The sequence below is a fragment of the Leeuwenhoekiella aestuarii genome (assembly GCF_004104055.1).
GTDB lineage: Bacteria > Bacteroidota > Bacteroidia > Flavobacteriales > Flavobacteriaceae > Leeuwenhoekiella > Leeuwenhoekiella aestuarii.
Genome location: NZ_QOVJ01000001.1, coordinates 1,350,773 through 1,376,305, shown reverse-complemented (window position 1 = coordinate 1,376,305; position 25,533 = coordinate 1,350,773). Strand labels below are relative to the sequence as shown.

20 protein-coding genes are annotated in these 25,533 nt (G+C 38.6%); 11 read left to right on the top strand and 9 right to left on the bottom strand.

Features of this window, described 5'->3' with window-relative positions:
• The 8 genes from nagB to DSM03_RS06010 all read right to left on the bottom strand — a co-directional run.
• Positions 1-1,006, bottom strand: a 1,006-nt coding sequence (gene nagB, locus DSM03_RS06045) for a glucosamine-6-phosphate deaminase (RefSeq protein ID WP_128760088.1), incomplete at its 3' end; no start/stop codon positions are given.
• A gap of 191 nt (positions 1,007-1,197) precedes the next feature.
• A complete protein-coding gene (locus tag DSM03_RS06040) occupies positions 1,198-3,432 on the bottom strand; it encodes a GH92 family glycosyl hydrolase (RefSeq protein ID WP_128760087.1) in 2,235 nt (744 codons plus the stop codon).
• Between the two features lie 15 nt (positions 3,433-3,447).
• The gene (locus DSM03_RS06035) at positions 3,448-5,772 is read right to left on the bottom strand and encodes a glycoside hydrolase family 20 protein (protein WP_128760086.1); all 2,325 of its coding nucleotides are present in this window, start codon (positions 5,770-5,772) and stop codon (positions 3,448-3,450) included.
• A 111-nt stretch (positions 5,773-5,883) separates the two neighbouring features.
• Positions 5,884-6,993 carry a glycoside hydrolase family protein gene (locus DSM03_RS06030; RefSeq protein WP_128760085.1) on the bottom strand — a complete coding sequence of 370 codons (1,110 nt, stop codon included), beginning with the start codon at positions 6,991-6,993 and terminating at the stop codon, positions 5,884-5,886.
• A gap of 4 nt (positions 6,994-6,997) precedes the next feature.
• A complete protein-coding gene (locus DSM03_RS06025) occupies positions 6,998-8,056 on the bottom strand; it encodes a carbohydrate-binding family 9-like protein (RefSeq protein WP_201740408.1) in 1,059 nt (352 codons plus the stop codon).
• Between the two features lie 3 nt (positions 8,057-8,059).
• Positions 8,060-9,031: a glycoside hydrolase family 130 protein gene (locus tag DSM03_RS06020; RefSeq protein WP_128760083.1), complete on the bottom strand. Its 972-nt coding sequence runs from the start codon at positions 9,029-9,031 to the stop codon at positions 8,060-8,062.
• A gap of 49 nt (positions 9,032-9,080) precedes the next feature.
• A complete protein-coding gene (locus DSM03_RS06015) occupies positions 9,081-10,955 on the bottom strand; it encodes a sodium:solute symporter family protein (RefSeq protein WP_128760082.1) in 1,875 nt (624 codons plus the stop codon).
• A gap of 1 nt (position 10,956) precedes the next feature.
• The gene (locus DSM03_RS06010; protein WP_128760081.1) at positions 10,957-13,212 is read right to left on the bottom strand and encodes a GH92 family glycosyl hydrolase; all 2,256 of its coding nucleotides are present in this window, start codon (positions 13,210-13,212) and stop codon (positions 10,957-10,959) included.
• A 141-nt stretch (positions 13,213-13,353) separates the two neighbouring features.
• Between DSM03_RS06010 and DSM03_RS06005 the strand changes: the two genes are divergently transcribed.
• The 8 genes from DSM03_RS06005 to DSM03_RS05975 all read left to right on the top strand — a co-directional run bounded on the left by DSM03_RS06005 (position 13,354) and on the right by DSM03_RS05975 (position 22,769).
• Entirely contained in the window at positions 13,354-14,439 is a 1,086-nt protein-coding gene (locus DSM03_RS06005) for a sensor histidine kinase (RefSeq protein ID WP_128760080.1), read from the top strand.
• The gene (locus tag DSM03_RS06000) at positions 14,436-15,143 is read left to right on the top strand and encodes a LytR/AlgR family response regulator transcription factor (RefSeq protein WP_128760079.1); all 708 of its coding nucleotides are present in this window, start codon (positions 14,436-14,438) and stop codon (positions 15,141-15,143) included. The genes DSM03_RS06005 and DSM03_RS06000 overlap by 4 nt, the downstream gene beginning before the upstream one ends.
• A gap of 112 nt (positions 15,144-15,255) precedes the next feature.
• A complete protein-coding gene (locus tag DSM03_RS05995) occupies positions 15,256-16,437 on the top strand; it encodes a hypothetical protein (protein ID WP_128760078.1) in 1,182 nt (393 codons plus the stop codon).
• 17 nt (positions 16,438-16,454) lie between these two features.
• On the top strand, positions 16,455-17,339 hold the full coding sequence (locus DSM03_RS05990) for a dienelactone hydrolase family protein (RefSeq protein ID WP_128760077.1): 885 nt from the start codon (positions 16,455-16,457) through the stop codon (positions 17,337-17,339).
• Between the two features lie 159 nt (positions 17,340-17,498).
• Positions 17,499-20,135 carry a glycoside hydrolase family 2 protein gene (locus DSM03_RS05985; RefSeq protein WP_128760076.1) on the top strand — a complete coding sequence of 879 codons (2,637 nt, stop codon included), beginning with the start codon at positions 17,499-17,501 and terminating at the stop codon, positions 20,133-20,135.
• A gap of 123 nt (positions 20,136-20,258) precedes the next feature.
• Positions 20,259-20,600, top strand: coding sequence for an aldo/keto reductase (locus tag DSM03_RS19200; RefSeq protein ID WP_201740407.1), 342 nt, complete (start codon positions 20,259-20,261; stop codon positions 20,598-20,600).
• 17 nt (positions 20,601-20,617) lie between these two features.
• A complete protein-coding gene (locus tag DSM03_RS05980) occupies positions 20,618-21,280 on the top strand; it encodes an aldo/keto reductase (protein WP_262707724.1) in 663 nt (220 codons plus the stop codon).
• 274 nt (positions 21,281-21,554) lie between these two features.
• Positions 21,555-22,769: a site-specific integrase gene (locus tag DSM03_RS05975; RefSeq protein ID WP_128760075.1), complete on the top strand. Its 1,215-nt coding sequence runs from the start codon at positions 21,555-21,557 to the stop codon at positions 22,767-22,769.
• A 198-nt stretch (positions 22,770-22,967) separates the two neighbouring features.
• Here DSM03_RS05975 and DSM03_RS05970 read toward each other — a convergent pair whose 3' ends face one another.
• The gene (locus DSM03_RS05970; RefSeq protein ID WP_128760074.1) at positions 22,968-23,273 is read right to left on the bottom strand and encodes a hypothetical protein; all 306 of its coding nucleotides are present in this window, start codon (positions 23,271-23,273) and stop codon (positions 22,968-22,970) included.
• Positions 23,274-23,433: 160 nt separating this feature from the next.
• Here DSM03_RS05970 and DSM03_RS05965 point away from each other — a divergent pair, with 160 nt between their 5' ends.
• The 3 genes from DSM03_RS05965 (at position 23,434) to DSM03_RS05955 (ending at position 25,339) form a co-directional block, all read left to right on the top strand.
• Positions 23,434-23,703 (top strand): hypothetical protein, encoded by a 270-nt coding sequence (locus tag DSM03_RS05965; protein WP_128760073.1) that lies wholly within the window; start codon positions 23,434-23,436, stop codon positions 23,701-23,703.
• Between the two features lie 132 nt (positions 23,704-23,835).
• Complete coding sequence (locus DSM03_RS05960; protein WP_128763065.1) at positions 23,836-24,948, top strand: hypothetical protein; 1,113 nt, start codon at positions 23,836-23,838, stop codon at positions 24,946-24,948.
• A gap of 64 nt (positions 24,949-25,012) precedes the next feature.
• The gene (locus DSM03_RS05955; RefSeq protein ID WP_128760071.1) at positions 25,013-25,339 is read left to right on the top strand and encodes a hypothetical protein; all 327 of its coding nucleotides are present in this window, start codon (positions 25,013-25,015) and stop codon (positions 25,337-25,339) included.
• Positions 25,340-25,533 lie beyond the last annotated feature (194 nt).

Here is a 25,533-nt window from a genome sequence, read left to right as displayed (position 1 = left end):
CAATATTGAGATTGTAAGCTGAACCTTGCAAGGCAAGCAGGTCAGACATTCCGTGGTCATTATAATCTTTATCGGTAAGACTTAAAATGGTCTTGCCGGTCTTTTCACACAACCAGAAAACAGCCTTTGCAGTCAATTCTTTGGTCCAGTCACAGGTGCCTACCAACCAGGGTGTTTTAACGCGGGTCAATTCTGATGCAGCTGCATCGTCAAGTACAAAGGTGGTATTCTCGTGTTCCTGCAAATAGGTTGCCGGAACGATTGAAGAAATTTCTCCTTCTATGGTTTCTTTTAAAATTTCGGCTTTGTTTTGCCCCCAACCTAAAAGCACAATACGTTTGGCGTTCAACACCGTATTGATCCCCATCGTGATCGCTTTTTTAGGCACATTAGAGAGCCCTCTAAATGATCCCGCTGCATCGGCGCGGGTCAGGTAATCCAGGGTGATCATACGGGTACCCGAGTTGAAATGTGAACCGGGTTCATTAAAACCAATATGTCCGGTACGACCAATTCCCAAAAGTTGAAAATCCAATCCGCCGGCAGCTTTAATCTTGGCTTCGTAAGCGATACAAAACGGTTTGATCTCTTCCTGATCTACCGTGCCATCAGGGATATTTACCTGATCTGCCGGAATATCTACGTGGTTGAATAAATGCTCGTGCATAAAATAATGGTAACTCTGCACGTCAGACTTATCCATCGGCCAATATTCATCTAGATTGAAGGTGATCACATTTTTAAAACTTAATCCTTCTTCCTTATGCATACGTACCAGTTCTGCATACACATTGATAGGGGAAGAGCCTGTGGCCAAGCCCAAAACGCATTTTTCACCAGCAGCTTCTTTACTGCGGATCAAATCAGCGATTTCCTGAGCTACAATAGCCGAAGCCTGTGTTGATTGTTCAAAACTGATGTTGTGTATCTTCTCAAAACGGGTCTCTTCAAACTTACCTGCGGGTTCGTAGGTGATCAACGTCGAATCTTTAACCTTTAGTTCCATATCTATTGAATATCTTTTCAATCTTTTAATACCCAGAAAACCTAATGTTTTTCAAAATTTCACATCTTCTAACGAAAGTATCAGGCTTTCTGAAGATGAAATTCCCAATTTTCTTAACTATTTCAAAAAAGATTCGATAGACAACGGCTCTAAGAAGCTAAATAACACCTTAAAGTGTGTACTTATAGGAGTTACTCAAAAATAACCTCCCCGGCTTCCACCCAGTTTTTATGCATCACCTGACTAGTGCTCAACGTTTTACCGTTTACTTTAAAAGCTGTTGTTTTATAGTTACCTCTTGTTGATTGGTTTTTAATAGTTAGCGTTTTGTTACTGTAAAAATCAGGGTTTAAATGAATTCTCACCGTATCAAATTGCGGTTCAGACAAAGTATAAGTCGCTTCTCCCGGAGTCATTGGATAAAAGCCCATCATCGCATAAACAAGCCAAGCACTCATAGTTCCCGTATCATCGTTCCCGGGCAAACCTGCAGGTTTATTGGTAAAATACGTATCGATTAGTTCTGCAACTTTCTCATGAGTCTTATAACTTTTTCCCGGTAGATAATTGTACAAAAACGGGTATGAAATATCAGGTTCGTTTGCCATATCAAACTGATCTTCGGCAAAAAGAGCGTCTAGTTTTTCTTCGAACTTCTTGTTACCATTCATTAACTTAATCATCCCCTTAATATCGTGGGGTTGCATAAATAAATATTGCCACGCATTACCTTCTATAAAACCAGGGTTTTCTGTAAAGTTTGCACCGGCTAATGGATCAAAAGGTTCGTACCAACTGCCATCACTCATTTTAGGCTGTAAAAAACCCGAATCTTTATTGTACATTTTTCTATAAGAAAGTGCGCGTTTTGTAAACCGCTTTGCATCCTGTTTCTTGCCTAATATTTCCGCTAATTGAGCTATCGCATAATCTGCAATATTGTATTCCTGCGTCGTAGAAACAGGACCTGCAACATCAGAGTCAACACTTACATATCCATTATCAATGTATTCTGCCAATCCCGGTCTCAATGGATTTCCTTCGCGGGTATCAGCACTTTTCAGCATTGCTTTATAAGCTTTATCAACATCAAAATCTGTAATTCCGCGAGCATAGGTATCTGCTAAAACCACTGCAGCCGGATCACCTACCATTGTAAAAGTCTCCGTTGCATTAAGCTCCCATTTAGGCAACCAAGCATTTTGATCGTAAATATCTAACATTGAATTTACCATATCTAATTGCTCCTGTGGATACAATAAACTCATCAATTGATGGTAATTACGATACGTATCCCAAAGTGAAAAAACGGTATAGCGTGTTCCTTCGGTATGTTTTACCGCACGAGTTTTCATAGCGGGGTATTCGCCATTGCTGTCATTTAAAATATTAGGTGCAATTTGAGTATGATATAAACCCGTGTAGAAAATAGTTTTATCATCTACACTTCCGCCTTCAACTTCAACAACGCTTAATTTATCATTCCAAGCCTGTTTTGTTTGCTTATAAACCGCATCAAAAGAAGCGTCACCTACTTCTTCATTCAGGTTTTCACGTGCATTAGAAACACTCACATACGAGATACCAATCTTCATATCAACCTGTGTAGGCTTATCAAAATCATACTTAAAATAAGCTCCTATACTATCACCTACCACCTCGCGCATAAATTGCTCTTTAAGACGTGTTTTGCCGTTATAGCCCATCCATTGTGCTTCTAGCCCGCCGTATTTTGCAGGTTTATCCCAAACCCCGTAATTAGACGGTGTTTCAGAAATGCGTGCTACAAAATAAATAGGATATGCACTCTCGGCATTGTTATAACAAAATGAACCTACCATACGATAACCTTCTACTTCCGTAGGTGAATTAAACTTAAGTACAGCGCCTTGCTCGTTAGTTAAACCCAGCCCAAGATTGAGTAATACATTTGCTTTCCCGGCAGGAAAACTATAACGACTTACACCTACGCGGGTGCTGGCCGTTAATTCGGTTTTTACGTTGTACTTATCTAATTCAACCGAATAATAACCGGGTTTTGCAACTTCATTGGTGTAGGTGGTTCCGTATACTAAATGATCTGTTTGAAGTTCTCCGGTAGTAGGCATACTTAGGATCACCCCAAGATCTGGGCAACCAACTCCACTCATATTTACGTGACTAAAACCGGTTAAAAAGGTATTTTCATTCACATAGGGGTTAGACAACCAGCGACTGTCTTTTTCTAGAACATTTTCCCTTCCTGCCACATTAAATGGCGAAACACTCGCCATACCTCGTGGAGCAATCGCTCCAGGATTAGTCGCTCCAAAATTTGAAGTCCCGATAAATGGATTCACATAGTGTGTGAAATCTTGTGTTTGCGCTTTCGCGAAAAAGCCAATTAACAATCCTATAAAAAGAGTTGCTTTTTTATGTAAAATCATACTGTTGTATTTCTCTTAGTTAACCAGAATTTCATCTAAAAATAACCAGGCTCCGCCTCCATTTGGGGTTTTTGACAAGGGCTCTACAGTAACCAGGATAAATTGAATGCCTTTTCTGGTCTCAAATTTCAGTTTAAAATTCTCAATCTTAGCTCCTGGATTGGGTTCAAAAGCACGTTCCATTTGCGATACCTCATCAAAAGTTTTACCATCCCGAGAAACTTCAACTTTTATAAGCTGCGGGAAATAAATACCAGTCCCTTGCTCTTCAAGACTTCCTACAGTTATCTGATCAATGTTTTTCACTTCCTCAAGATCAATAGTAATTACCGCAGGTTCACCGACCCACCCCTGCCAGCGACCGTCTTTAAAATATTTACTTCCGCGCAATACATCTACAAGTGCGGTTTTACCAGTTGACGGATAACTCGCATTGTATTCAAATTTATAGGTAACAGGCTTTGCAACCGCTTCATGAAAGTCAAAATATTTTTGCATTTTAGAACCCATAAGCTTCCCGTCTTCAAAAACTGCTGCACTAACCGAAGTCGTACTATCAAAAGATATAGGGTTGCTGTAAACTTCTGAGTCAGCATTCAACTCTAAATCTCCCAGAGCGTATCTAATTTGAGTATTCGGAAATTCAGATTGCAACGCGATTGTAATTTTACCGGTCTCTAAATTAATCTCTGATTCTGGCTGAACCGCAAAGGCACTTTTTGCATAATTGATCCCCATCACATCAAACCGCTGCATCAGTTTACGAACGCGAATAGAAAAAGCATTCCAATCCAATTTTTCTTCAGGACTCCATAGTACTTCAGAAGCTGCAAAAAGACGCGGAAACAACATATATTCGGAGTGTGATTCTTCTGGCACATATTCAGACCACAAATTGGCCTGACCGCCTAAAACGTGCTTTTTCTGTTCTATACTCATAGAGTCTGCCGCAGGGCGGAATTCATACACTTTTTCTAACGGAAGAAAGGCATTAAACGCCACCGGCTCGTTGTCAGGATTCCCCTGATAATAATCAAAATACATGTGACTCACCGGTGTCATGATCACATCGTGACCAGCCTTTGTGGCTTCCCATCCGCCTTGAAAACCCCTCCAACTCATCACGGTTGCTTTTTCGGGTAAACCACCCTCTAAGATCTCGTCCCAACCAATCAACGTTTTGTCATGCTCGCTTAAAAAGCGCTCCATACGCTTCATAAAATAGCTCTGCAATTCGCCGGTATCAGCAAGACCTTCTTCTCGAATACGCCGCTGACAATGTGGACACGTTTCCCAATTGGTTTTGGTAGCTTCATCTCCACCCGCGTGAATGTATTCATCGGGAAATAATGCCATTACCTCGGTTAAAACATCTTCTAGAAATTCAAAAGTAGATTCTTTTCCGGCGCAATAAATATCGGTTATAGGCCACACACCGCCAGATGGAACCGCAATAGGCTCTTCTTTACAAGACAGCCACGGGTATGCAGCAATCGCACTCATCACGTGTGCCGGCATTTCGATCTCCGGGATTACACGAATACCTTTCTCTCCAGCATAAGACACAATTTCTTTAATATCTTCTTGGGTATAAAAGCCACCGTAAGTTGTTTCGGCTTTTAAATCATTTTGGGTTCGCGCATTCCAATGTTTATTTTCCTGATCTACACGAAAAGCACCAACTTCAGTAAGTTTGGGGTATTTTTTAATTTCAATTCTCCAACCTTGATCATCTACCAGATGAAAATGGAAGGTATTCAGTTTTAAAAAAGCCATTCGATCTAAATGCTTTTTGATGTATTCTTTCCCAAAGAAATGACGGGAAACATCTAAGTGACTTCCACGATAGAGGTATTGCGGAGCATCGGCAATACTCACATTAGGAATATAAAGTTTAAGATCTGAAACTTTAGAACTGCTTTCAATCGCCGCAGGAAGCAACTGGCGAATGGTCTCTAAACCGTAGACGAAACCCAGTTTAGAATTGGCTTCCAACATAACTTTTTCACGGGTTACATCAAGTTTGTAAGCTTCTTCCGCAAGCTTTGTATTTTGTGCTAACTGAATAATATTTTTAGTACCCGAAGTCGTTACATCTAATTTGAATCCCGCTGACTTTTCAAAAAGATCATTTAAAATACCCGTGATAACTTCTAAACTATCGTGAGCAACTACAAATTGTGTTTGCGCATCTATCTTAAAACTACCTGAATTTAACATTAAAGATTTAGGCTGCGGAATCAAAACCAGATCGTTTTGTGTAAACGAAGGATTCTCTTTTTCGGTACAGCTTATTAAGAATGAAGCTATAACGACAACCACTAGTTTAATCCATTTCATACCTTTTGAAATCTTTTTTTAATCCTTTACTTTTAAAGAACCTTGCTCTTATTTTTAAATAGAAAAGCCCAGACATTTGCCCGGGCTTAAAATTAAAGCCAGTAAGCTTTTTTAGTTTGCTGCTTTGATTACCGCAAGTTGTGCATCAGTAAGCGCATTTCCGTCAAAAAATGCTGCTCCTTTTGCTCCATTATCTTTTGCCAGTTGAATTGCTTTTGCAAGATCTTCCGGACTCATTTCCGGAACATAAATACCAGTGTGCAACTCGGTGTCAGTTCCTTGAAGGTCCTTTACACCCTGACCAGTTGCAAATCCAATCCAGTCTACTTCTTCATTATAAAAATTGTGGTAGATCATTGGTAAGACCACATCTATATTCCATTTATCCCAACGCTGACGCACCATATGGTCTGCCATTTCCGGATATGGAAAAACCGCTCCCGTTAACAGCTTTCCGTTTTTATGCGCCACTTCATAAGCATCGTCAACCACCGCTTTTATCTGATTTAAACGGAATTGTTTCCACTCCATATCAATCGCAGTATTGTGTGACTTTAATGGGTTTTTATGATGCTCTTTCTCAAATTTATCAATACACGCATCGCAATAACAGAAATCATATTCAGGAAGCTCTGTATCTTGTACCAAATCATATTTAGGCAATAAACCTATGGGCAAATAAACATCAGGATAGCGAATGTAATCCAAATGAAAACTGCTCACACCTTCTACTTGAGTTAGCTTATCGATAAGCCCTAGAATATGTGTGCGAGATCCTTCTCGAGTAGGGCATAAAAACTGGTAATAGTCTACATAAGGACGGTGATCAAAAGTAGATTTTCCTTCTTTACTTACTGCATACCACTCCGGGTGTTGTAATGCAACAGAATCCCCTGGGCGATTCATCGTAAACATCCAGGCGTGAACTTCAAGACCTTCGGCAGTTGCTAGAGGCGTTAAACGCGCTAACAGATCTGCATCTGCATTGGTATTAATCAACACCGCATCAAGACCGTTAGCTGCATATTTTTTAAATTCTTCAGTATACGATTCATCAGTTCTTGAAGCATCAGCGGTCATCCACGTCCAAAATTTAAAATCTTCAGAGACTTCAGCTGTTTTTTTGCTCTCTTTTTTACTACCTGCAGGATGTATATTATCTATGCAAGAAGTTGTAGCCACTACTGCTACAAGTATTAAAAATAAGTGTTTAAATTTCATAGTATTATTGATTTATTTCTGAATATTTCCCGTCTTCTCTAATGCTATACAGCTTACCCGAAAATGGACTTTTTACGGTTATCACCCAACCTTGACGGTAGTTTTCTAGAGATGGGATAAGTTCTTTTCCTTCAAGGTCAAAACGGGTTGTACCAATTGCTTTTAAATCTGTTGCCCAAGATTTATGAGTTGACAAATACGTTTTTTGAGCTCTGTAGAATTCGTATAATTTCCAACGGATTTGCTCATCCTGCGGAATAATAAAGCTTACTTTTTCTGAAACAGGTTTTGATGAGAAATACACATACCCCCAATGCTCAGGCTCATGCATATTGATGACTCCTTGTGGAGACCAAACCCAGTTGTATTCTGGTAAAAAATTACTCGATTTATCTTTTTTACGGCTGTAAACTCCGTTATCCAACTCATAATCCCAGTTAACCCGAGAGAAGTTAATACGCCAAAACTTCTCTACCGGCAATTCATTACTACCACTAGCTTCTTTTAAAACTTCCCACGGCATCGCGATCTCTACACTCCAGCTTTTATCTATATCAGAAGCATCATTCAACGTTCCATTTATAGAAACCGCTGTTTTTAACCCCTGTATATCCCAGCTGTCTAGAACCGGAGCTGATTCCCGATAGGGTTTCACCAACAGTAAATCCCATACCGTGTTGAGCGCATTCATCTCAAACTCATAGTAATTATGGGTATCCCCATCAGGATCTATAAAGATTTCAAAATCGTTATTGTAAAAAATAACGGTATCACGTTGCTTTAAAGTCGCCCAGATGTGCGGCTCTTTTAACTCTGCATAGAAATACAGGTTTTCATCATCCCAAAGCATTTTTACATGCGTTTGATACTTTGGAATTTTAACGCCTTCTATGTCTATAAATGATTCTGAAAACGGAGCCTCTTTCCACACTTCCTCATCAGCCTTGCCATCAATTTCAAGCGGCGTATCTATGTGATGCGCTACATAAGAACGCGGTGAGATTTTTTGGGCAAAGCCAAAAAATCCAATCAAAAGAAGTAAAAGAGTAATCCTGTTTTTCATCACTTATAAACTGTTATTTTTTATGAAATCTAGTATCTCGCTCAATTTACCAAAAGCCACCGAAGTCACCGTATCTGCAGCTCCATAGTATAAAGCGACTTTATCTTCTTCTAGAGAATGTAAGGTCGCACACGGAAACAATACATTAGGCACATCTCCTACCAACTCATAGGGTGCTGCAGGCCCTAATAAATAAGGCTGACTGCGGTATAATACTTTATCAGGACTGTTTTTATCTAAAATTGCAGCTCCCACCGAATACCTGAATCCATTACAGGTGTTGATCACCCCGTGATAGAACAACAACCAACCTTCATCAGTCAAAATAGGTACTGGCCCTGCGCCGATCTTAGTACACTGCCAGGCACTCTCTGTAAAAGGAGCTACCTTCATCACACAACGGTGTTCTCCCCAATATTTCATATCTGGACTATAGCTGATGTAAATATCTCCAAAAGGCGTGTGCCCATTATCACTTGGGCGGCTCAACATGGCGTATTTTCCGTCTATTTTCTGCGGAAGTAAAACACCATTACGGTTAAAGGGAAGAAAGGCATTCTCACACTGAAAAAATTCTTTAAAGTCAAACGTATAGCCAATTCCTATAGTTGGCCCGTGATATCCATTGCACCAGGTAATCCAGTAGCGGTCTTCAATAAAGCACACCCTTGGATCGTATTTATAATCAGATTCGATCATTTCTGTATTTCCGGCACCAAACTCAATAGGATCGTGATTGATATCCCAGTTGATTCCATCTTTACTAAAACCGGCAAAGATATTCATCTGCACTGCTTTATTATCGCATCTAAACACTCCTGCAAAACCGCCTTCAAATGGCACTACGGCAGAATTAAAAATACTATTAGAACTTGGTATTGCGTATCGATCTATAATAGGATTTGCATCATAACGCCACATTACATCTGTGCTGTTTGCAGGTCTCTCTTGCCAAGGAATTTGAGTTGTACTCATAAAATATGATTCTATTTTTTTAGCCTAAAAAGGCGTTTATTTATGTTATTTAATTTTCTAGTTTTTTGACTTTATCAAGCCATGTGAATTTTAGAATAAGGCTGGTTAATCCAAAAGCTAATAAACTAACTGCTGTTTTTTCATAATCACGAACTATCAGGAAAATAGGCAGTACGATCATACTAGATTGCCAGACGATTCCCACCAAACAGTTAAACATATCCAGCCCAAAATCTTTGTTTTTCCCCACTTGCTCTTCTGATGTTAATTGCTCCCGCACCGGTTTCCACCATCCCCACGGATGCACAGAAGTGTAAAAACTTTTCAAAGTTTTTAAAGCTGTAGGCGGAGTTAACCAAGTTCCTAAAAACGAACCTACAAGTGAGAATACTAAGATCACTGGAAATAAATAAATTGCCGGAATATGCGAATACCAGTACAAGAAACTACCTTCTACATAACTCGATGCGCCCTGATCTATCAAAAACTGAAGCGAGGCAATGATCAACCCGCTCAACATTCCCCAGAAATATCCCCAGCCGTTAAAACGCCACCAGATCCATTTTAAAAAGTTAGCAGCCACATAACCACCGTAAAGCGAACTCGTGATCCATAAGGTAATCGCATTAATAGACTCTGCAAAAAAGCCCATTATCACACCTAAAGTAACCACGGCAAAAGAAGCGACATGGCTTGCTTTAACATAGTGCTTGTCAGTTGCTGCCGGCTTGAAATATTTTTTATAAATATCGTTAACAATATACGCAGGTCCTGCATTTACAAAGGCCGAGAAGGTAGACATAAAGGCTGCAAGAAGCCCCGCTAACAAAAGTCCTTTTATTCCTACGGGTACGTGATTATTAATAACCTGCGGAAGAATCACCTCTAAGTCATCACTGCTAATTCCTCCTGCTTTTACTAATTCTGGAGCGATATAGACCAACCCTAAAATCACGATTGCCGCAATCATTAAATATCTTGGAATGAACAAAACCAAATTTGTAAAACCACTCATATAAGCAGCATCTTTTGCCGTTTTGGTCGATAAAATACGTTGCATATCATAACTAGGCGTAGGACCGGCGATACTTGCAAAAAATCCTTTAAAAAGGCTCATCCCCACAAAAGCGCCAAACATCTTATAGCCTTGTGTATCTATCAGTTTATTAAAGCTTTCAAAGTCTCCGGCCCAAAATCCCGTAAGCTCTGTACCAAAAGTTATACTCGTCCATTCATCAGGAATCAAAGCTGTGATCTCTGCATCGGTAAACTTAAAAAAGGTATAACCTGCAACAAGTACACCTGCGAGAACCATAATTCCAAACTGTAAAACTTCGGTAGAAACCACAGAGAACATTCCACCCTTAATGGTATAAATCGTAGTTAATAAGATAATTATAAGCGCATATACCTGTTCAGAATTTAACAATATAAAATCATTGATAACAAGGCTCACATCCCAAGGAAGAATAACAGTCATAAATTTACCTACTCCTTCAAAGAAATAAGCTATAAATCCTACCGAGGCAACAACTGCAAAAATGGCAACAATCAGGTGAGAAGCACGCCCGGCTTTATCATCTCCAAAACGAGATAAAATCCACTCAGAACCGGTCATTACGTTAGATCTTCTGATCCAGACTGCAAGAAACATCATCACAAAGACCTGATTGAAAATGGGCCACATCCACATAAACATAAAACTCTTTACTCCGTAGAGAAAGAGAATCCCCACCATCCAGGCAGTCCCAGACACATCAAACATCCCAGAACCATTACTCAGCCCCAAGTAATACCACTTGATGCTTTTACCACCTAAAAAGTAAGAATCTAAACCCTTTGAAGCTTTTTTAGCCACATATACACCAATCGCAATGGTAAGCAGTAGATAAAGCGCAATAATTATAACATCAATACTATCCATATTATTCTGCCTGCGTGACTACACCCCAACTTTTGTTAGGCCTCGCTCCCATTACTAATTTAAGTTCACCTCCGGCGATAATTTGCTTGTGGGTGATACTCGTTTGATTAAAATCTTTCCCGTTAAGAGTTGCTGATTGTATGTAAAAATTCTCTTGAGAAACCCCCTCAGCAACTATGGTAAAGGTTTTTCCAGAAGGAAGGTTAATTGTAGATTTCTCATAAACCGGACTCCCTATTTCATATGCCGCACTTGCCGGATTAAACGAGTAAAGCCCCATAGAACTCCATACATACCAGGCAGACATCTGCCCCGCATCTTCATTACCACTCAAGCCATTAGGCGTTGTGTTGTATTGTGTTTTTAAAATCTGATTTATCCAGTATTGTGTTCTCCAGGGCTTGCCTGCACGGTTAAATAAATAAGCTATATGATGACTAGGCTCATTACCATGAGCATATTGACCAATTAAGCCAGAAATATCATTAGAAATATGATCCCCAGTGATCTCAGAACTCTCTGTAAACAATTGCTCAAGCATTGCTGTAAATGGTTCTGAACCGCCGTGAAGCTTTATAAAATTATCAGTATCATGAAGTACAAACCAACTGTGTTGCCACGCATTTCCTTCGGTATAATCTGTGTTTTCACGGTGCCTTGAAAACTTAGGGTCAAAAGGCTCATGCCAAGATCCTGTAGAAGATTTACCACGCATAAAACCGGTTTCTCGATCGTACAATTTCTCATAAGATCTGGAGCGCTCAGCGAAATACTCATAATCTTTATCGTGACCCAATGCTTTAGCCATTTGTGCCACACACCAGTCGTTGTAAGCGTATTCCAGGTTAAAAGTGACGCTTTCGTCAATTTTATCAAAAGGAATATAGCCATACTCTTTTAAGAATTTAAGTCCACGCTCATCACGCATTTGCGTGTTTTTCATCGCTTCAAATGCTTGCTCCGCATCAAAACCTTTTATTCCCTTAAAATAGGCTTCAGCAATCACAGGTATTGCGTGATTACCGGTCATTGTATTGGTTTCATTTCCGTAGAGTGTCCATACCGGTAAACTTTTGTGTACTTGATAATACATCAACATCGAATTTACAATGTCGCTTACTTTTTCAGGCTCTAAAAGAGTTAGTAGCGGGTTTTCTGCACGAAAGGTATCCCAAAGAGAAAGTGTAGAGTATGCTGTAAAATCTGCTTTTACAATGCTATCATTCTCCTGACGAAACTCTCCATTAACATCACTAAACGTTACCGGAGCAATCTGTGTGTGATACAATGCCGAATAAAAAATGGTTTTTAAAGAATCTGTAGGAGTCTCTACAACGACATGCTCTAATTGATCTTCCCAAAGTTTCTTTGCATCCTTTTTTGCAGTTTCAAAATCTGTAGCTTCAGAAACCGCAAAATTTTCTTTAGCATTTGCTAAGCTTACCGAAGAAACCGAAACTTTCACGATCACATCGCGGCTTCCATCAATATTGAAAAAGAATTGCGCTGCGGTAGTTTTTCCGGCAACACTATCTGCAGTAACAACTTTTTTATCTTGAACCAAATTGTGACGAGCAATAGGCTTAGAGAACTCTGCAACAAAAAACACTTTTTGATTTTTTGCCCAGCCGGTACTGTGGCGATATCCGCTTATTGTGGTTTCATTTTCTATTTTGATAGCTGTTTCTGTAGGCGCATCCCAATTAATGGCAAAGCCCAGATCAAGTACTACTGATGCTTCACCTGCACCCTCATAATTGTATTTCTGATAACCGGTTCTCTTTGTAGCGGTAAGTCCTACTTTAATTTGTGGATCTTCTAAATAAACCGAATAATAACCTGGTTCTGCTTGCTCACGCTTATGAGAATATTTTGATGCGTAGGGACGATCCTGAGGATTTTCATACGTTCCGGTAAGGTCTAATTCTTCTGCTACCGGCATAAATAAGATATCAGCAAGATCACCAATACCTGTGCCGCTCAAATGTAAATTGCTAAAACCAGACACTATAGAATCTGAATAGTGATAACCTGAGCACCAGTCCCACCCGTTTCTCCCGTTATCAGGACTTACCTGAACCATTCCAAAAGGTACTGTTGCTCCCGGATAAGTATGGCCGTGACCACCGGTACCGATAAAAGGATCTACAAAAGCTGTAAGATTTAAGTCTTCTTTTTCGTTAGAAGAAGGTTCCTGATTTTCTTTACACGAAAAAAGTGTAATTAAAGCCAGTAAAAAAATTGTTTTATTTAACATTTGTACGCTTATTTTAGCCCCTAACGGCATAATATGTTAAGATTTTTAATAAATATGTGATATATTATCGCGGTCTTTGTTTTTTATTAGACAAACAACAGTTCTGAAAAGCTAAACGGCTCAAAACCCATCTTTAGATCTATGCCTATAAGTGCTTCATTTAAAAATAATTTTCTGCTTAATGCTAATACCGGCTACAAAGTAAACGTGACTCATCACGCTATTTTCTGGTTGGTTTATTTTCTGTTTAACTTTTTACGTTGGGGCAGTTATTACAACGACTACCTCTACTCGTTTAAAGCTAACCTACTGGGTTTTCCCATACACATGTCTCTCACCTATTTTACGGTGTATGTGCTCATTCCCACTTTTATTTATAAGCGGAAATACATCCTTTTTTCAATAAGCCTTATAGCTACTATTTTTGTTATGGTGATTATAAAATATGAGCTCACCTATTTTTTAATAAGCAATAATGTGTGGCCCGAAGGACCCGAGGAAACCACTAGCTTAAACACCAATTATGTGATCGTTATGATGCTTGGAGAATTGTATGTAATCTCATTTGGAGTAGCCATTAAGATCACGATAGACTGGCTTAGAGAACGACAACTTGCCGCAAATTTGGCTAAGTCAAATCTTGAGACTGAGTTACGCTTTTTACGCTCTCAGATCTCTCCTCATTTTTTCTTTAACACCTTAAATAATATTTACTCTCTTAGCTTAGAAAAGTCTGAAAACACCCCGGAAACGATCTTAAAACTTTCTGATCTGATGCGGTATTTACTTTATGAAACTAAAGAAAAACGACAATCACTCAATAAGGAAATTAAGTTCATCAAGAACTATCTGGACCTGGAGCGCATCAGGTATAACAAAAAGCTAGATCTTAATTTTGACGTAAAAGGAAACACAAAAGGAAAAAAAATAGCCCCGATGCTTTTAATTCATTTTATTGAAAATGGGTTTAAACATGGGGCTAGTAAAAACATTGGTAATGTAAAGATCAACATAAAGCTTAAGATTGAGGAGGAGTTTCTCTATTTTAAAATGAGTAACACGTTGCCTCAGAAAATTTCACAAAACAACCTAAATGAAGCCGGAGGAATAGGTCTTGAGAATGTTGAAAAACGGCTTAAATTGGGCTATAAACCCGAAGAATATGACCTCAGGATTTTTGAAGCCGACGGCGCATATAATGTACATTTAAAATTAAAATTATTATGAACCTAAGATGTGTAATCATAGACGATGAACCCCTAGCCATCAATGTGATTAAAAATCATATTGCACAGCTAAAAGGTCTCGAAATCATTCAAACTTTTGACAATGCTATAGACAGTCTAGAATTCATCAGAAGTACTGAAGTAGACTTACTTTTCCTAGACATCAACATGCCTGTTTTAGACGGATTGAGCTTTTTAAAAAGCCTTGATCAAAAACCTATGGTTATTCTCACCACTGCCCATGAAGAATATGCCGTACAAGGTTTTGACCTTGAAGTATTAGATTATTTGGTTAAACCCATCTCACTGCCTCGTTTTTTAAAAGCAACAAACAAGGCACTGGCTAAAACGCAGGAAAGCCCTAAACCAACTGTTGAAAATAACAGCATATTTGTAAAAGTTGACAAGAAAAAAATGAAGAAAATCTATCTGGATGATATTCTTCTTGTGGAAAGCCTCAAAGACTATATCAAAATCATCACCACAAGCGTCAACTATGTTGTGCACCAGACTTTAGGTAGTTTCACAGATGAATTACCGAGCTCTCAATTTGTGCGTATTCACCGCTCTTATACTGCAAATATTAAACGAGTTGATGCTGTAGAAGGTAATAGTGTTGAGATTGCAAATAAGCGATATACTATAGGGCGTAACTATCTTGAAGATGCTAAAAATGCAATTCTTAAAAACCAATCCAATAATTAAAAAAGTTAATTACCCAAACTTAAAAAGACTCATTTTAACAAATATAGTAGACCTAAAGAGTTAACAGTTTTCCAAAACTTATTTTGCTATTTTTGGTTAAAACTATAATTGTATGAATTACATTCAACGCATATACTTAGTTATATGCTGCTCACTAATAGCACTTAGTGTACATGCTCAGGATCAGGTTTCGGCACAAATTATAAAGGAGCGCGACTCTCTTTTACTCAACCTCAACAAACAACTCGAGGATAATGCTGTAAAACTAAAATCACTTCAGGGAGAGTTCTCAGATCTAAACCCCAACCGTACAAGTCAGCGACTGGGAAGTTTAGACAGTATCATTTCTAAACAAGAAAACCGAATCACACTACTTGAGAATTCAAGAAAAATTCAGCTTAAATTAAACGGTCAACTTGCTTTTACAGAGTTGATGAGTATTCACCGCGATATCAAACCCAGCAACCTGCTTCTTTCATCTCAAGAGTTCTTCAGCAAAATTGCTGCGATTAATAATCCTATGAATTACCCGGCTTACGAAAGTTGGTTTAAAGAATATCAAGACTGGTACGAACGCAAAAAAGGTAAAGACAACTGGATGGATCTCATAAATAAAAGCATCACATTATTGAATGAGCCCGCAAGCAACGTACCGCTTTACGGTTCGTTATATCAAACCTTTTCTACCGGAATTACTTCGGCATTAGAGATCGTAGGTGGTGCTGGCAGAGACTTACGAGATAAAACGCCTCAAATGCTCAATGTTCTAAACACTGCGAGTCAATTTAGTCAACAACAGAGTATTATAGATAATGAATGGAAAAGCATCAACGAAGAACTCAATAAGCTAGAAAACGAATATAACAGACTGCTAGAGGAACAAGCTAATTATTACGGACTTTCTCTGAGTGCTGTAAAGCAATATCAAAATGCTACGTTAGACAGTGAGCGGGAGCTCATAAAAAACAAATTCAGAAAAGCGATTAACGACAAAATTGCCGCCTGGGAGGCACAGCATAATAAAAACTGGCTTACCGAAGTAGAGCGCTTTATGGTAAAAACACAATCGCTGCGTCAACGTTTTGGGCAACTTACCTTACGTATGAAAAGCAATATTGCAAAATACAAAGAGTTAATTACTCAGTTTTCTAAAAACGACAATTTTGCTGATGAATTCCGCACCAAACTTAAAGAATTACAAAGCAGTATCGATCAGGTTGACGCCAATTTTGATGCGGTTTTTAATCCTTCAAAATATATAGAAGACTCTGCTGTGATGTATATTACACAATAATCTAAAAAAGTTCAGTTATGAGAAGGCTTAAAAAAGAAGACATCAAGCAGGAAGTTTTTGATTTATATGACGCTTATGCCCACAACAAGCTGGAGCGCCGGGAGTTTGTAGAAAAGCTATCTCTATTTGCCACAGGTAGTGTGACCGTACCAGCTTTATTGAGTTTTCTGATGCCCGATTATAAAAACACGATGCTGGTAGATCCGCAAGACCCCAATCTGGATTCTAAGTTTATCACCTACGATTCCCCAAAAGGAGGCGGGGAGATTAAAGCTTTACTTTCAAAACCCAAAGATGCCACCGAAAAACTGGGTGGTATAGTCGTGGTTCACGAAAACCGCGGACTCAACCCATACATAGAAGACACTGCACGAAGAGCAGCACTTGATGGTTTTATTACCCTTGCGCCAGACGCTTTGAGTCCGTTAGGAGGTTATCCCGGCAATGATGATGAAGGTCGTGCGATGCAACGCAAACGGGATGGTGCAGAAATGCTGGAAGATTTTATTGCAGGATACGAATTACTTAAAAGCCATCCTGAGTGTAACGGAAAAGTAGGTGTGGTTGGTTTTTGCTTTGGCGGTTCCATCTCCAATATGATGGCAGTCAAAGTTCCTGACCTTTCGGCTTCAGTACCTTTTTATGGTGGGCAACCCACTGAAGATATTGATCAGATTCAAGCTCCGCTTTTATTACAATATGCCGGTCTTGACGAGCGCATTAACAGCGGCTGGCCGGCTTATGAAGCCAAGCTAAAAGAATTCAACAAAGAGTATGGGATGTTTATGTATCCCGACGTAAACCATGGGTTTCACAATACCACGACTCCTCGCTACGACGCAGAAGCCGCAGAACTTGCCTGGGAACGCACCATAGCGTTTTTCAAGGAGCACTTGGGGTAATTTACTTAGCATATCTCATACTTAACATTCAATTTAAAAATCGCAATACAGCGAGCGATTTACTTTCATTTATTAGTCAGAAAGCGCTATTAGTCGAATTAGTTCTCATGTTTTAAGATGCTTTATCATATTTATAGAACGCTATAAAACAACCATCTCATGAGTCTAAAACTTCTAGTTGTAAAAATCTGTATCTATCTGCTTTTTAGTATTCACATTACACAAGCTCAAAACCGGTATGAATTGAATTCAGATTGGTTTTGCAACCCTATAAAAGAAACCAAAGCAAACGGTCATCAACTTTCTAAAACTTCCTATAAACTAAAAAAGTGGATGCCAGCTACCGTGCCCGGAACAGTGCTTACAACACTTTTAAACAACGAAGAGATACCCGACCCTTTTTACGGGATGAATAATGAGAAAATTAAAGATATCTATGACACCGGTCGGGAATATTATACCTATTGGTTTGTTAATGACTTTAAAGAAACTGCTAAATCCGGAGAACAGGTTTGGCTGAATTTTAGAGGAATTAATTATAGCGTTGATGTTTTTATAAACGGAAAAAAAGTAAACAAACTGCCTTTTAAAGGAATGTACCTACGGAAGCAGTTCAACATCACAAAATTATTGGCTGCTAATGGAGAGAACCGCTTAGCTGTTTTGGTACATCCGGCGGACGCCGTGGGTAATCCTAACGGTGGTCAGGGTGGTGACGGCACCATCGCCAAGGGTGTGGCCTTACAATATACCGCAGGCTGGGATTGGATACAGCCTGTACGCGACCGCAATACTGGTATTTGGGATAAAGTTTTTATTGAAAAAACGCAGGCCGTTAATTTAAAAAATCCACATATAGTGACATTGGTCCCCGGAAAACGTACTCCCGGAACAGAACAAAAACCAGCTACTATTCAAGTTTCAGCAGAATTGCAAAACACAAAGGCAACCCCAATTAGCGGAATCCTTCAATATGAATTAGATGGAAAAACTATAAGCAGCCCGGTTACACTTTCCGCAAATGAGATCAAAGAAATTTCCTTACCTGATTTCACTTTAGAGAATCCCAAATTATGGTGGCCCAATGGTTATGGAGAACAAAACCTGTATGATCTTGACATGAAATTTTCTATAAATGGAACGGTTTCCGATAGTGAAAAAGTGAGCATCGGTGTGCGTGAAATACAAACCAGTTGGAACGAACATACCCGAAGCAAGCAAATAGCTGTAAATGGTCAAAAATTATTTATAAAAGGCGGAAACTGGATTATTTCTGACGCTATGCTTCGATTCTCTCAAGCGCGTTACGATGCAGAGATTCGTTTCCATAGAGATATGAACCTCAACCTGATCCGTATTTGGGGCGGCGCCTTACCCGAGAGACCTGAGTTTTATGAAGCTTGCGACAAATATGGGTTGCTCGTTATTCAGGATTTCTGGATGTCTGGTGATTGCAACGGGCGCTGGGTAGACCCGATGAAAAAAGAAGATCAGTGGACGCGAAGGCAGTATCCTGATGATCATGAGCTCTTTATACAGTCTGCAACAGATGCCGTTAAAATGTTACGCAACTATGCTTCTCTTGCCATTTGGTGCGGTGGTAACGAGATCACTCCGCCGGCAGATATTCTAAGCGCTTTAAAAGATTCTATTTTGCCTAAATACGACAATACCCGATGGTTTATAGACTATTCTAATTCCGATGAAATGTCGTATAATTTTAAAGGCGGAAACGGTGACGGCCCTTATGGTATACAAAATACAAACACCTTTTGGGAAGAGCGTACTTGGCCTTTTAATTCTGAAATTGGCTCGGTAGGAACCGGTGATGCGGTTTCTTTAAAACGCTTTTTACCAAAAGAAAATCAGGTAATCCCGCAAGAATTAGAAGGCACCGAAAAAGTAGAAGACGAGGTATGGAGCTACCATAAATACATTGACTACGCTAATTTTTTAGACCCCTATGGTACTCCTACAGACATGGAAGATTTCGCGACCAAAGCACAATTAGTAAACTACAATCAATACCGCGGTTTGATAGAAGGTTTTTCTTCACATATGTGGGACTGGTACACGGGTGTGATCATCTGGAAAACACAAAATCCCTGGACCGCATTACGTGGCCAGATGTATGATTATTATCTAGACCCTAATGCGTGTTTATACGGTTTACGCAGTGGCAGCGAACCGGTACACGCTATGTACGATCCTGTAAAACATAACATTATGATCGTCAACAACTCGTTTGAACAACAACACGATCTGATGTTACGCATTACCGCTTATGATATGGAAGGTAATAGTAAATTGATCACTCAGGTTTTTAATTATATCGAACCTTCAAGTGTGCGCCAGATTATGTCTGTTGAGAGATCTATTGAAGCATTAGGCACAGAAGACGGGATGTTTTTATCGGTACAATTACTCGATGTTAATCAAGAATTAGTGAGTGATAACTTTTACTGGTTACCCGATGCTACCGGAAATTATTCGGGTTTGCAGAGCCTGAAGAAAACAAGCCTCACGGCTGAGGCAAAAAAGACTTCTGCTACCCAAATTGAACTTACACTTACTGCTCCTGAAGAAAACACAGTTGCCTTTTTTAACAGAATATCATTAATTGACACTAAAACCGGTGAACGATTGTTGCCTACATTTTTCAGTGACAATTATGTTTCAGTAACACCGGGTGGCAAAAAGAAAATCACGCTGAGTTATGATAAACTAAAAACTACAAGCTCACAAATAGAGATTGAAGGTTGGAATGTGCCGAAACAGATGCTAGACATAAACTGATTTTAAAAACTACAGTAACTTTTAAAAGCCGGCAGAACGTCGGTTTTTTTTACATCCAAATTTTAACCTCAATTTAAAACAGAAAAAACCCACGCTGCCTAACTTTAAGAAAAAACAAACATCATGAAATTTAATTATGTAGGCGATACCGGACTCATGGTATCTGAGTTGTGTTTTGGCACCATGACCTTTGGCGGCGAAGATGCAGGAATGTGGAGCAAGATCGCATCTGTAGATCAGAAAGGAGTTAATGAAATGTTGAAAGCCGTGCTGGATAGCGGAATCAATTTTATAGATACCGCAAACGTGTATTCTTTCGGGCAGTCTGAACAGCTTTTGGGTCAGGGACTGAAAGATTTAGGAACCAAAAGAGACGATGTCGTCATTGCGACTAAAGTGTTGGGACCCATGAGTGAAAAACCAAATGATGTAGGCTTTCACGCTATCATATCTTCAATTCGGTAGATGCCAGTTTACAGCGTTTGCAATTAGATCATATTGATATTTTATACGTACACGGGGTAGACCCTAAAGTTCCGGTACAAGAAATTTTACGCAGCTTAAATGACATTGTTGCAACCGGTAAAGTACGTTACATTGCGATTTGCAACTGGCCGGCGTGGATGGTTGCAAAAGCACAGGCCATTGCAAAACACAACAACTGGCAAAGGTTTATAGGTCTACAATATTTTTATTCTGCGGTCACCCGCGATATAGAAACCGAATTGGTGCCTATGGCAGCAGATCATAATCTGAGCATTTTCCCGTGGAGTCCGCTTGCGGGTGGTTTCCTTACAGGAAAATATTCCCGAGAAGGAAGTAGTGAAAAAGGATCGCGCCGAGCAGATTTTGACTTTCCTACCATAGACAAAGACAAGGCTTTTGACCTGGTAGATGTGATGCAGGATTTAGCTAAAAATCACAATGTTTCTGTAGCAGAAATCGCGCTGGCGTGGGTGCGTCATCAAAAAGGAGTGACCAGCACCATTATAGGAGCAAAAACGCTCAAACAATTGCACTCGAATATAAAATCAACGGAGATTGATTTAAGTAAAGAAGATCTCAATAAAATAGATGCTGTAAGCAGCAAACCGGATCTGTACCCGGGCTGGATGGTAGAACGTCAATCTAAATATCGAAAGTAAAAAAGGGTTAAAATCAAACCATAAAAAAAGCCGACTCGTTAAAGTCGGCTTTTGTCGTTGTACAGGCGGAGAGACTCGAACTCTCACACCTTGCGGCACTAGATCCTAAGTTGCCAGTAAAGCCCTACAAAATACACTTAATCAATTGAAATTTAATGAGTTAAATAAAATTTGCTATTTTATGTAATCATTTGATATCAAGGCATTTCAAATTTTGTTGTACCTATGTTGTACCAAATTTTAAGTACCTTTAGTAAGTATTTAAATCTGCAGTATGAATTCAAAAGCAGCCATAACGCTACGTAGAAAGGCAAATCAAAAAGGAGAATTTCCACTAGCCATTCGCATAACCAAGAATCGAAAATCTAGTTACATCTATTTAGGGCATCATATCGACTTGAAATATTGGGATTCCAAAAAATGCTGTGTCAAAACAGCGCACCCAAATGCCACCCGTTTAAATAACCTCTTACTAATTAAACTTACGGAGATCAATAAATATTTAATCGACCTTCAATCCGAAAACAAAGACTTTACCCCGCTTCAAATCAAAAACGACATTGCCTTTATAAAAAGCAACAAAAACTTCTTTGATTTTGCTAACGAGCATCAGGAAGAGATCGTTAACACCAAGCAGTTTTCCCGGGTCGCAGTTGATAAAGCGTATAAAAATCACATTGCCAGTTTTGCTAAAACCGAGGATCTCCCTTTCCAAGATATTAATGAGGACTTTCTCAAAAACTTTATGATTTATCTTAAAAAAAAACCTAAGCTGTCAGATCGTACGATTGCCAATGTTCTAGTCTATATAAGGTTGATTTTCAACAAAGCCATTCGCAAGGGAATGATTGACCGAAAATTCTACCCATTTGGCACCGGTAAGATTAAAATCAAATTTCCGGAATCGCATAAGGTGGGCTTATCTGTTCAGGAAATTCAAAATTTGGAGAAGCTTCGAGGCTTGACCGAGAAAGAAACGCACGCAAAAAACGTTTGGTTATTTAGTTTCTATTTAGCCGGTATCCGTGTGGGTGATGTCTTAAAAGTACGCTGGAGTGATATCTACGACAACCGGATTCATTACACCATGAATAAAAACTCAAAACTGGTCTCTCTGGAATTGCCCGAAAAAGTAAAGCCCATTTTAAACGCTTATCTGGCAGATAAAAGAAGCCCTCATGATTATGTATTCCCGGAGTTAAAAGAAATTGATAGAGCGGACGACAAAACCATCTACGCTAAGTCAAAGAACGAGAACAAGCACCTCAATAAACAACTCAAAACGATTGCAGAAAAGGCAGGCATTACCAAAAAACTAACCATGCACATCTCCCGACACAGTTTTGGCAATATCGCAGGAGATAAAATCCCGGTTCAAATGCTACAGCAGTTATACAGGCATTCCTCCGTTACTACGACTATGATGTATCAATCCTATTTTGCCAGTGCCGCTACCGATAAAGCTTTAAATAGTGTGGTTAATTTTTAAGTGTTGAATTCTATTTTTTTGGTGTTTTTTGACTTGCAAAAGAATTTACAGGTATACAAGACCGATCCAGTCAACCCCCAACTCCAAATGCTCGTTACTTTCATACTAAATTCATATTATGAAAATAAGCTACAAATACTATATCTGAATCATTCCTACAAGTTCCTATGGGAATATGAAAGCAATTCATAATTTCTACTATTTTTTTATTTCAACTGTTAAGACAGAATAAATCCCAGCAATTGCAAGATTTATCCAAAACTGCCAAAATTTAGTTATTAGAACCCCCATCATAAATAAAATCACAGTTAATATAATCAATGAAATTAACCGTATATTCTTATTAATGAAAGTCGATAATTTAGTTGCACTTGACTCTATATTATTTGTTATTATTTTTTTACTTGGAAACAAACATACTCCTATTTCCTCAACAGTATTATTATCAATAATTACCCAACCAATAGAGTTTTGACCCAAATCTAATACAAATGATTTATCCATAATTTTAATTTAATTGTCAAATAATATTTCACTTCAAAAGTGTTTCTCGCTTATTTAGAACAATATAAATTCAAAAGCAGAAATAGAAAAAATCATATTTTAACTTTTTTAAGATTTACTTTAAATATTTATGAAGATATTGCCTTAAATACCTTTATAAATGATTAAACACAACTCCTCCTTATTCACATTTGTTTTTTTAAATGCACTTTGCTTGCTTTTAATGATCAGCTGTCAAAGTGATGAAGAACTAAAAGATGACCGGGTTTTGAATGCGACAGCCGATAAGCAATATGTTGCATTTGATGATTTGCCGATTGAAGTTCATAAAGAACTAACTCAATTACATGCGACCAAATCAAACAATTTCTCCTCCAGCATTTTTGGATCTCCAGGTACCGATATACCTGCAATTGAAAATCAGGAATAAAATGGTGTAATATACACTATCGCCCTTCAAAATAAGCGATTAACAAAAGAAAACAAAGCCTCAAAAACTGTAAGGCATTTTGATAACCTGGTTACTTTTGTTGATTACGACAGTAGTATAGAAAGTCACATTTTGCGCTATAGACCCACTCAAAATTGGTTGAAGAGTGCGCGTGAACTTTCTCTGTATTCGGGATCGATAGAAGTTTTAAACCTCGAGGGGAAAACGATGGGTACAAGTATATTGGAGAATGGTGAATTCAAGGGCTACAATTTTAAAAAAAGTATGCATAACTCTAAAAGTAGTTGTGTCACCACTTTCAAATTTGATCATTTTATATGTACGGGAGGATATGATGGCTATAAATGCACTTATTATTTTGTAAAGCAACGTAATTGCTCCTCTGGTGGTCCGAGTGGACCCGGCACTGGTACTGGTGGTGACGGGGGCTTTGGTGATGGGGGCAACCCAGGTGGTGGAGGTCCTGGGGGACCCAGTGGGCCAGGTGAGCCGGGCGATGGCAATGGAGGCTCTGGTGGTTTTGGCGGTGACCCTATAATTGATGAAAATGGAGATTTGATTGAGGAGGAGATTGTTTACAAAATCGATAATCAACTGACCGGAAAGGCTGATTGTGTTTACCAAAAAATGGTAGACAATAACAATAATATTAATTGGATTCTTGAAAACTTCAAGGATGGGGATCAGCCGTCACAGTTTGACCTTGTTTTTAAAATGTCCACAACGCTTGGCAATGAAACAAATGCTTCTACAGCAACACCTTTGCAAAGTGGTATCTCAAATACTTTTGTAATAAGTATAAATCAAAATCGTGCGGAAAATAGAAATACTACCTTAACTATTGCGAGAACCATTATACACGAAAGTATTCACGCAAGGCTTTGGGAGTTTGTCTATCGCAATGGTGGAAATGTAAGTCAAAGCGATTTCCCGGGATTATATGAATACATGAGAATACACGGGAAAAACTGGGATCATGAGCAAATGGCTGCCTATTACAGGGAAACTATAGCTACAGGTTTAAAACATTTTGATAATGGACAACATTCTGACGACTATTATGATGCCTTAGCTTGGGAGGGGTTATCTGAAATTAAAGATGCAAATAATAATCATGAGTTAATATATACTCAAACGTGGGAAGAACTGAAAGATAAAGAGCAACAACAAATCCTAGAAATTATAACCTATGAGAAAGCAAGTGGAAGCAAGCTGTGTGAATAAGATAATCCTTTTAATGTTTTTTTTGACCACACCTTTTTTTTCATACGGTCAAAAAAATCAATATTTGCTCTTCGACATTTGTAATGATAGTATTTTTACTAGTGGAGATATGAAATATTATAATATTGACGATAATCTTTTTGAAATAAGCAGATATCAACAAGTTGATACGATCTCTGGTAAATGGCTTAAAAATATCGAATTCACTACGATAAATAAACTATGGGTGGAAGGTGAAAAATTACACAATTCTATTATTAATGAGGGGGTTAAAAAAAAGAGCTTAAAAGTAATTGAAACGTATAATCAATTATTTGAACACATCTATGTTATTGAAAAGCTTCAAAACGATAAATTCAAAAGAACCCGGGTTTGGTGGATAGATTATTAATGAACTTTAATAATACTAATGAAACTTTAATTTAGTTACCTAATACAGAATAGGGTTTATTTAATATTAAGTAAGCGGAGTGCTCTAACAGAGCCTTTAACAAATAATGTAAATCACCTTTTTATTGTTAGGCGTCATTGTTTATGTCAAATACCTCTACCAAGAGTATATGGGTATAACAACGTAGTTTATCT

Excerpts from the sequence above, each read along its gene's own strand:
- DSM03_RS06040 (WP_128760087.1), bottom strand. The coding sequence starts at position 3,432 with ATGATTTTACATAAAAAAGCAACTCTTTTTATAGGATTGTTAATTGGC.
- DSM03_RS06035 (WP_128760086.1), bottom strand. The coding sequence starts at position 5,772 with ATGAAATGGATTAAACTAGTGGTTGTCGTTATAGCTTCATTCTTAATA.
- DSM03_RS06030 (WP_128760085.1), bottom strand. The coding sequence starts at position 6,993 with ATGAAATTTAAACACTTATTTTTAATACTTGTAGCAGTAGTGGCTACA.
- DSM03_RS06025 (WP_201740408.1), bottom strand. The coding sequence starts at position 8,056 with ATGAAAAACAGGATTACTCTTTTACTTCTTTTGATTGGATTTTTTGGC.
- DSM03_RS06020 (WP_128760083.1), bottom strand. The coding sequence starts at position 9,031 with ATGAGTACAACTCAAATTCCTTGGCAAGAGAGACCTGCAAACAGCACA.
- DSM03_RS06015 (WP_128760082.1), bottom strand. The coding sequence starts at position 10,955 with ATGGATAGTATTGATGTTATAATTATTGCGCTTTATCTACTGCTTACC.
- DSM03_RS06010 (WP_128760081.1), bottom strand. The coding sequence starts at position 13,212 with ATGTTAAATAAAACAATTTTTTTACTGGCTTTAATTACACTTTTTTCG.
- DSM03_RS06005 (WP_128760080.1), top strand. The coding sequence starts at position 13,354 with ATGCCTATAAGTGCTTCATTTAAAAATAATTTTCTGCTTAATGCTAAT.
- DSM03_RS06000 (WP_128760079.1), top strand. The coding sequence starts at position 14,436 with ATGAACCTAAGATGTGTAATCATAGACGATGAACCCCTAGCCATCAAT.
- DSM03_RS05995 (WP_128760078.1), top strand. The coding sequence starts at position 15,256 with ATGAATTACATTCAACGCATATACTTAGTTATATGCTGCTCACTAATA.
- DSM03_RS05990 (WP_128760077.1), top strand. The coding sequence starts at position 16,455 with ATGAGAAGGCTTAAAAAAGAAGACATCAAGCAGGAAGTTTTTGATTTA.
- DSM03_RS05985 (WP_128760076.1), top strand. The coding sequence starts at position 17,499 with ATGAGTCTAAAACTTCTAGTTGTAAAAATCTGTATCTATCTGCTTTTT.
- DSM03_RS19200 (WP_201740407.1), top strand. The coding sequence starts at position 20,259 with ATGAAATTTAATTATGTAGGCGATACCGGACTCATGGTATCTGAGTTG.
- DSM03_RS05975 (WP_128760075.1), top strand. The coding sequence starts at position 21,555 with ATGAATTCAAAAGCAGCCATAACGCTACGTAGAAAGGCAAATCAAAAA.
- DSM03_RS05970 (WP_128760074.1), bottom strand. The coding sequence starts at position 23,273 with ATGGATAAATCATTTGTATTAGATTTGGGTCAAAACTCTATTGGTTGG.
- DSM03_RS05965 (WP_128760073.1), top strand. The coding sequence starts at position 23,434 with ATGATTAAACACAACTCCTCCTTATTCACATTTGTTTTTTTAAATGCA.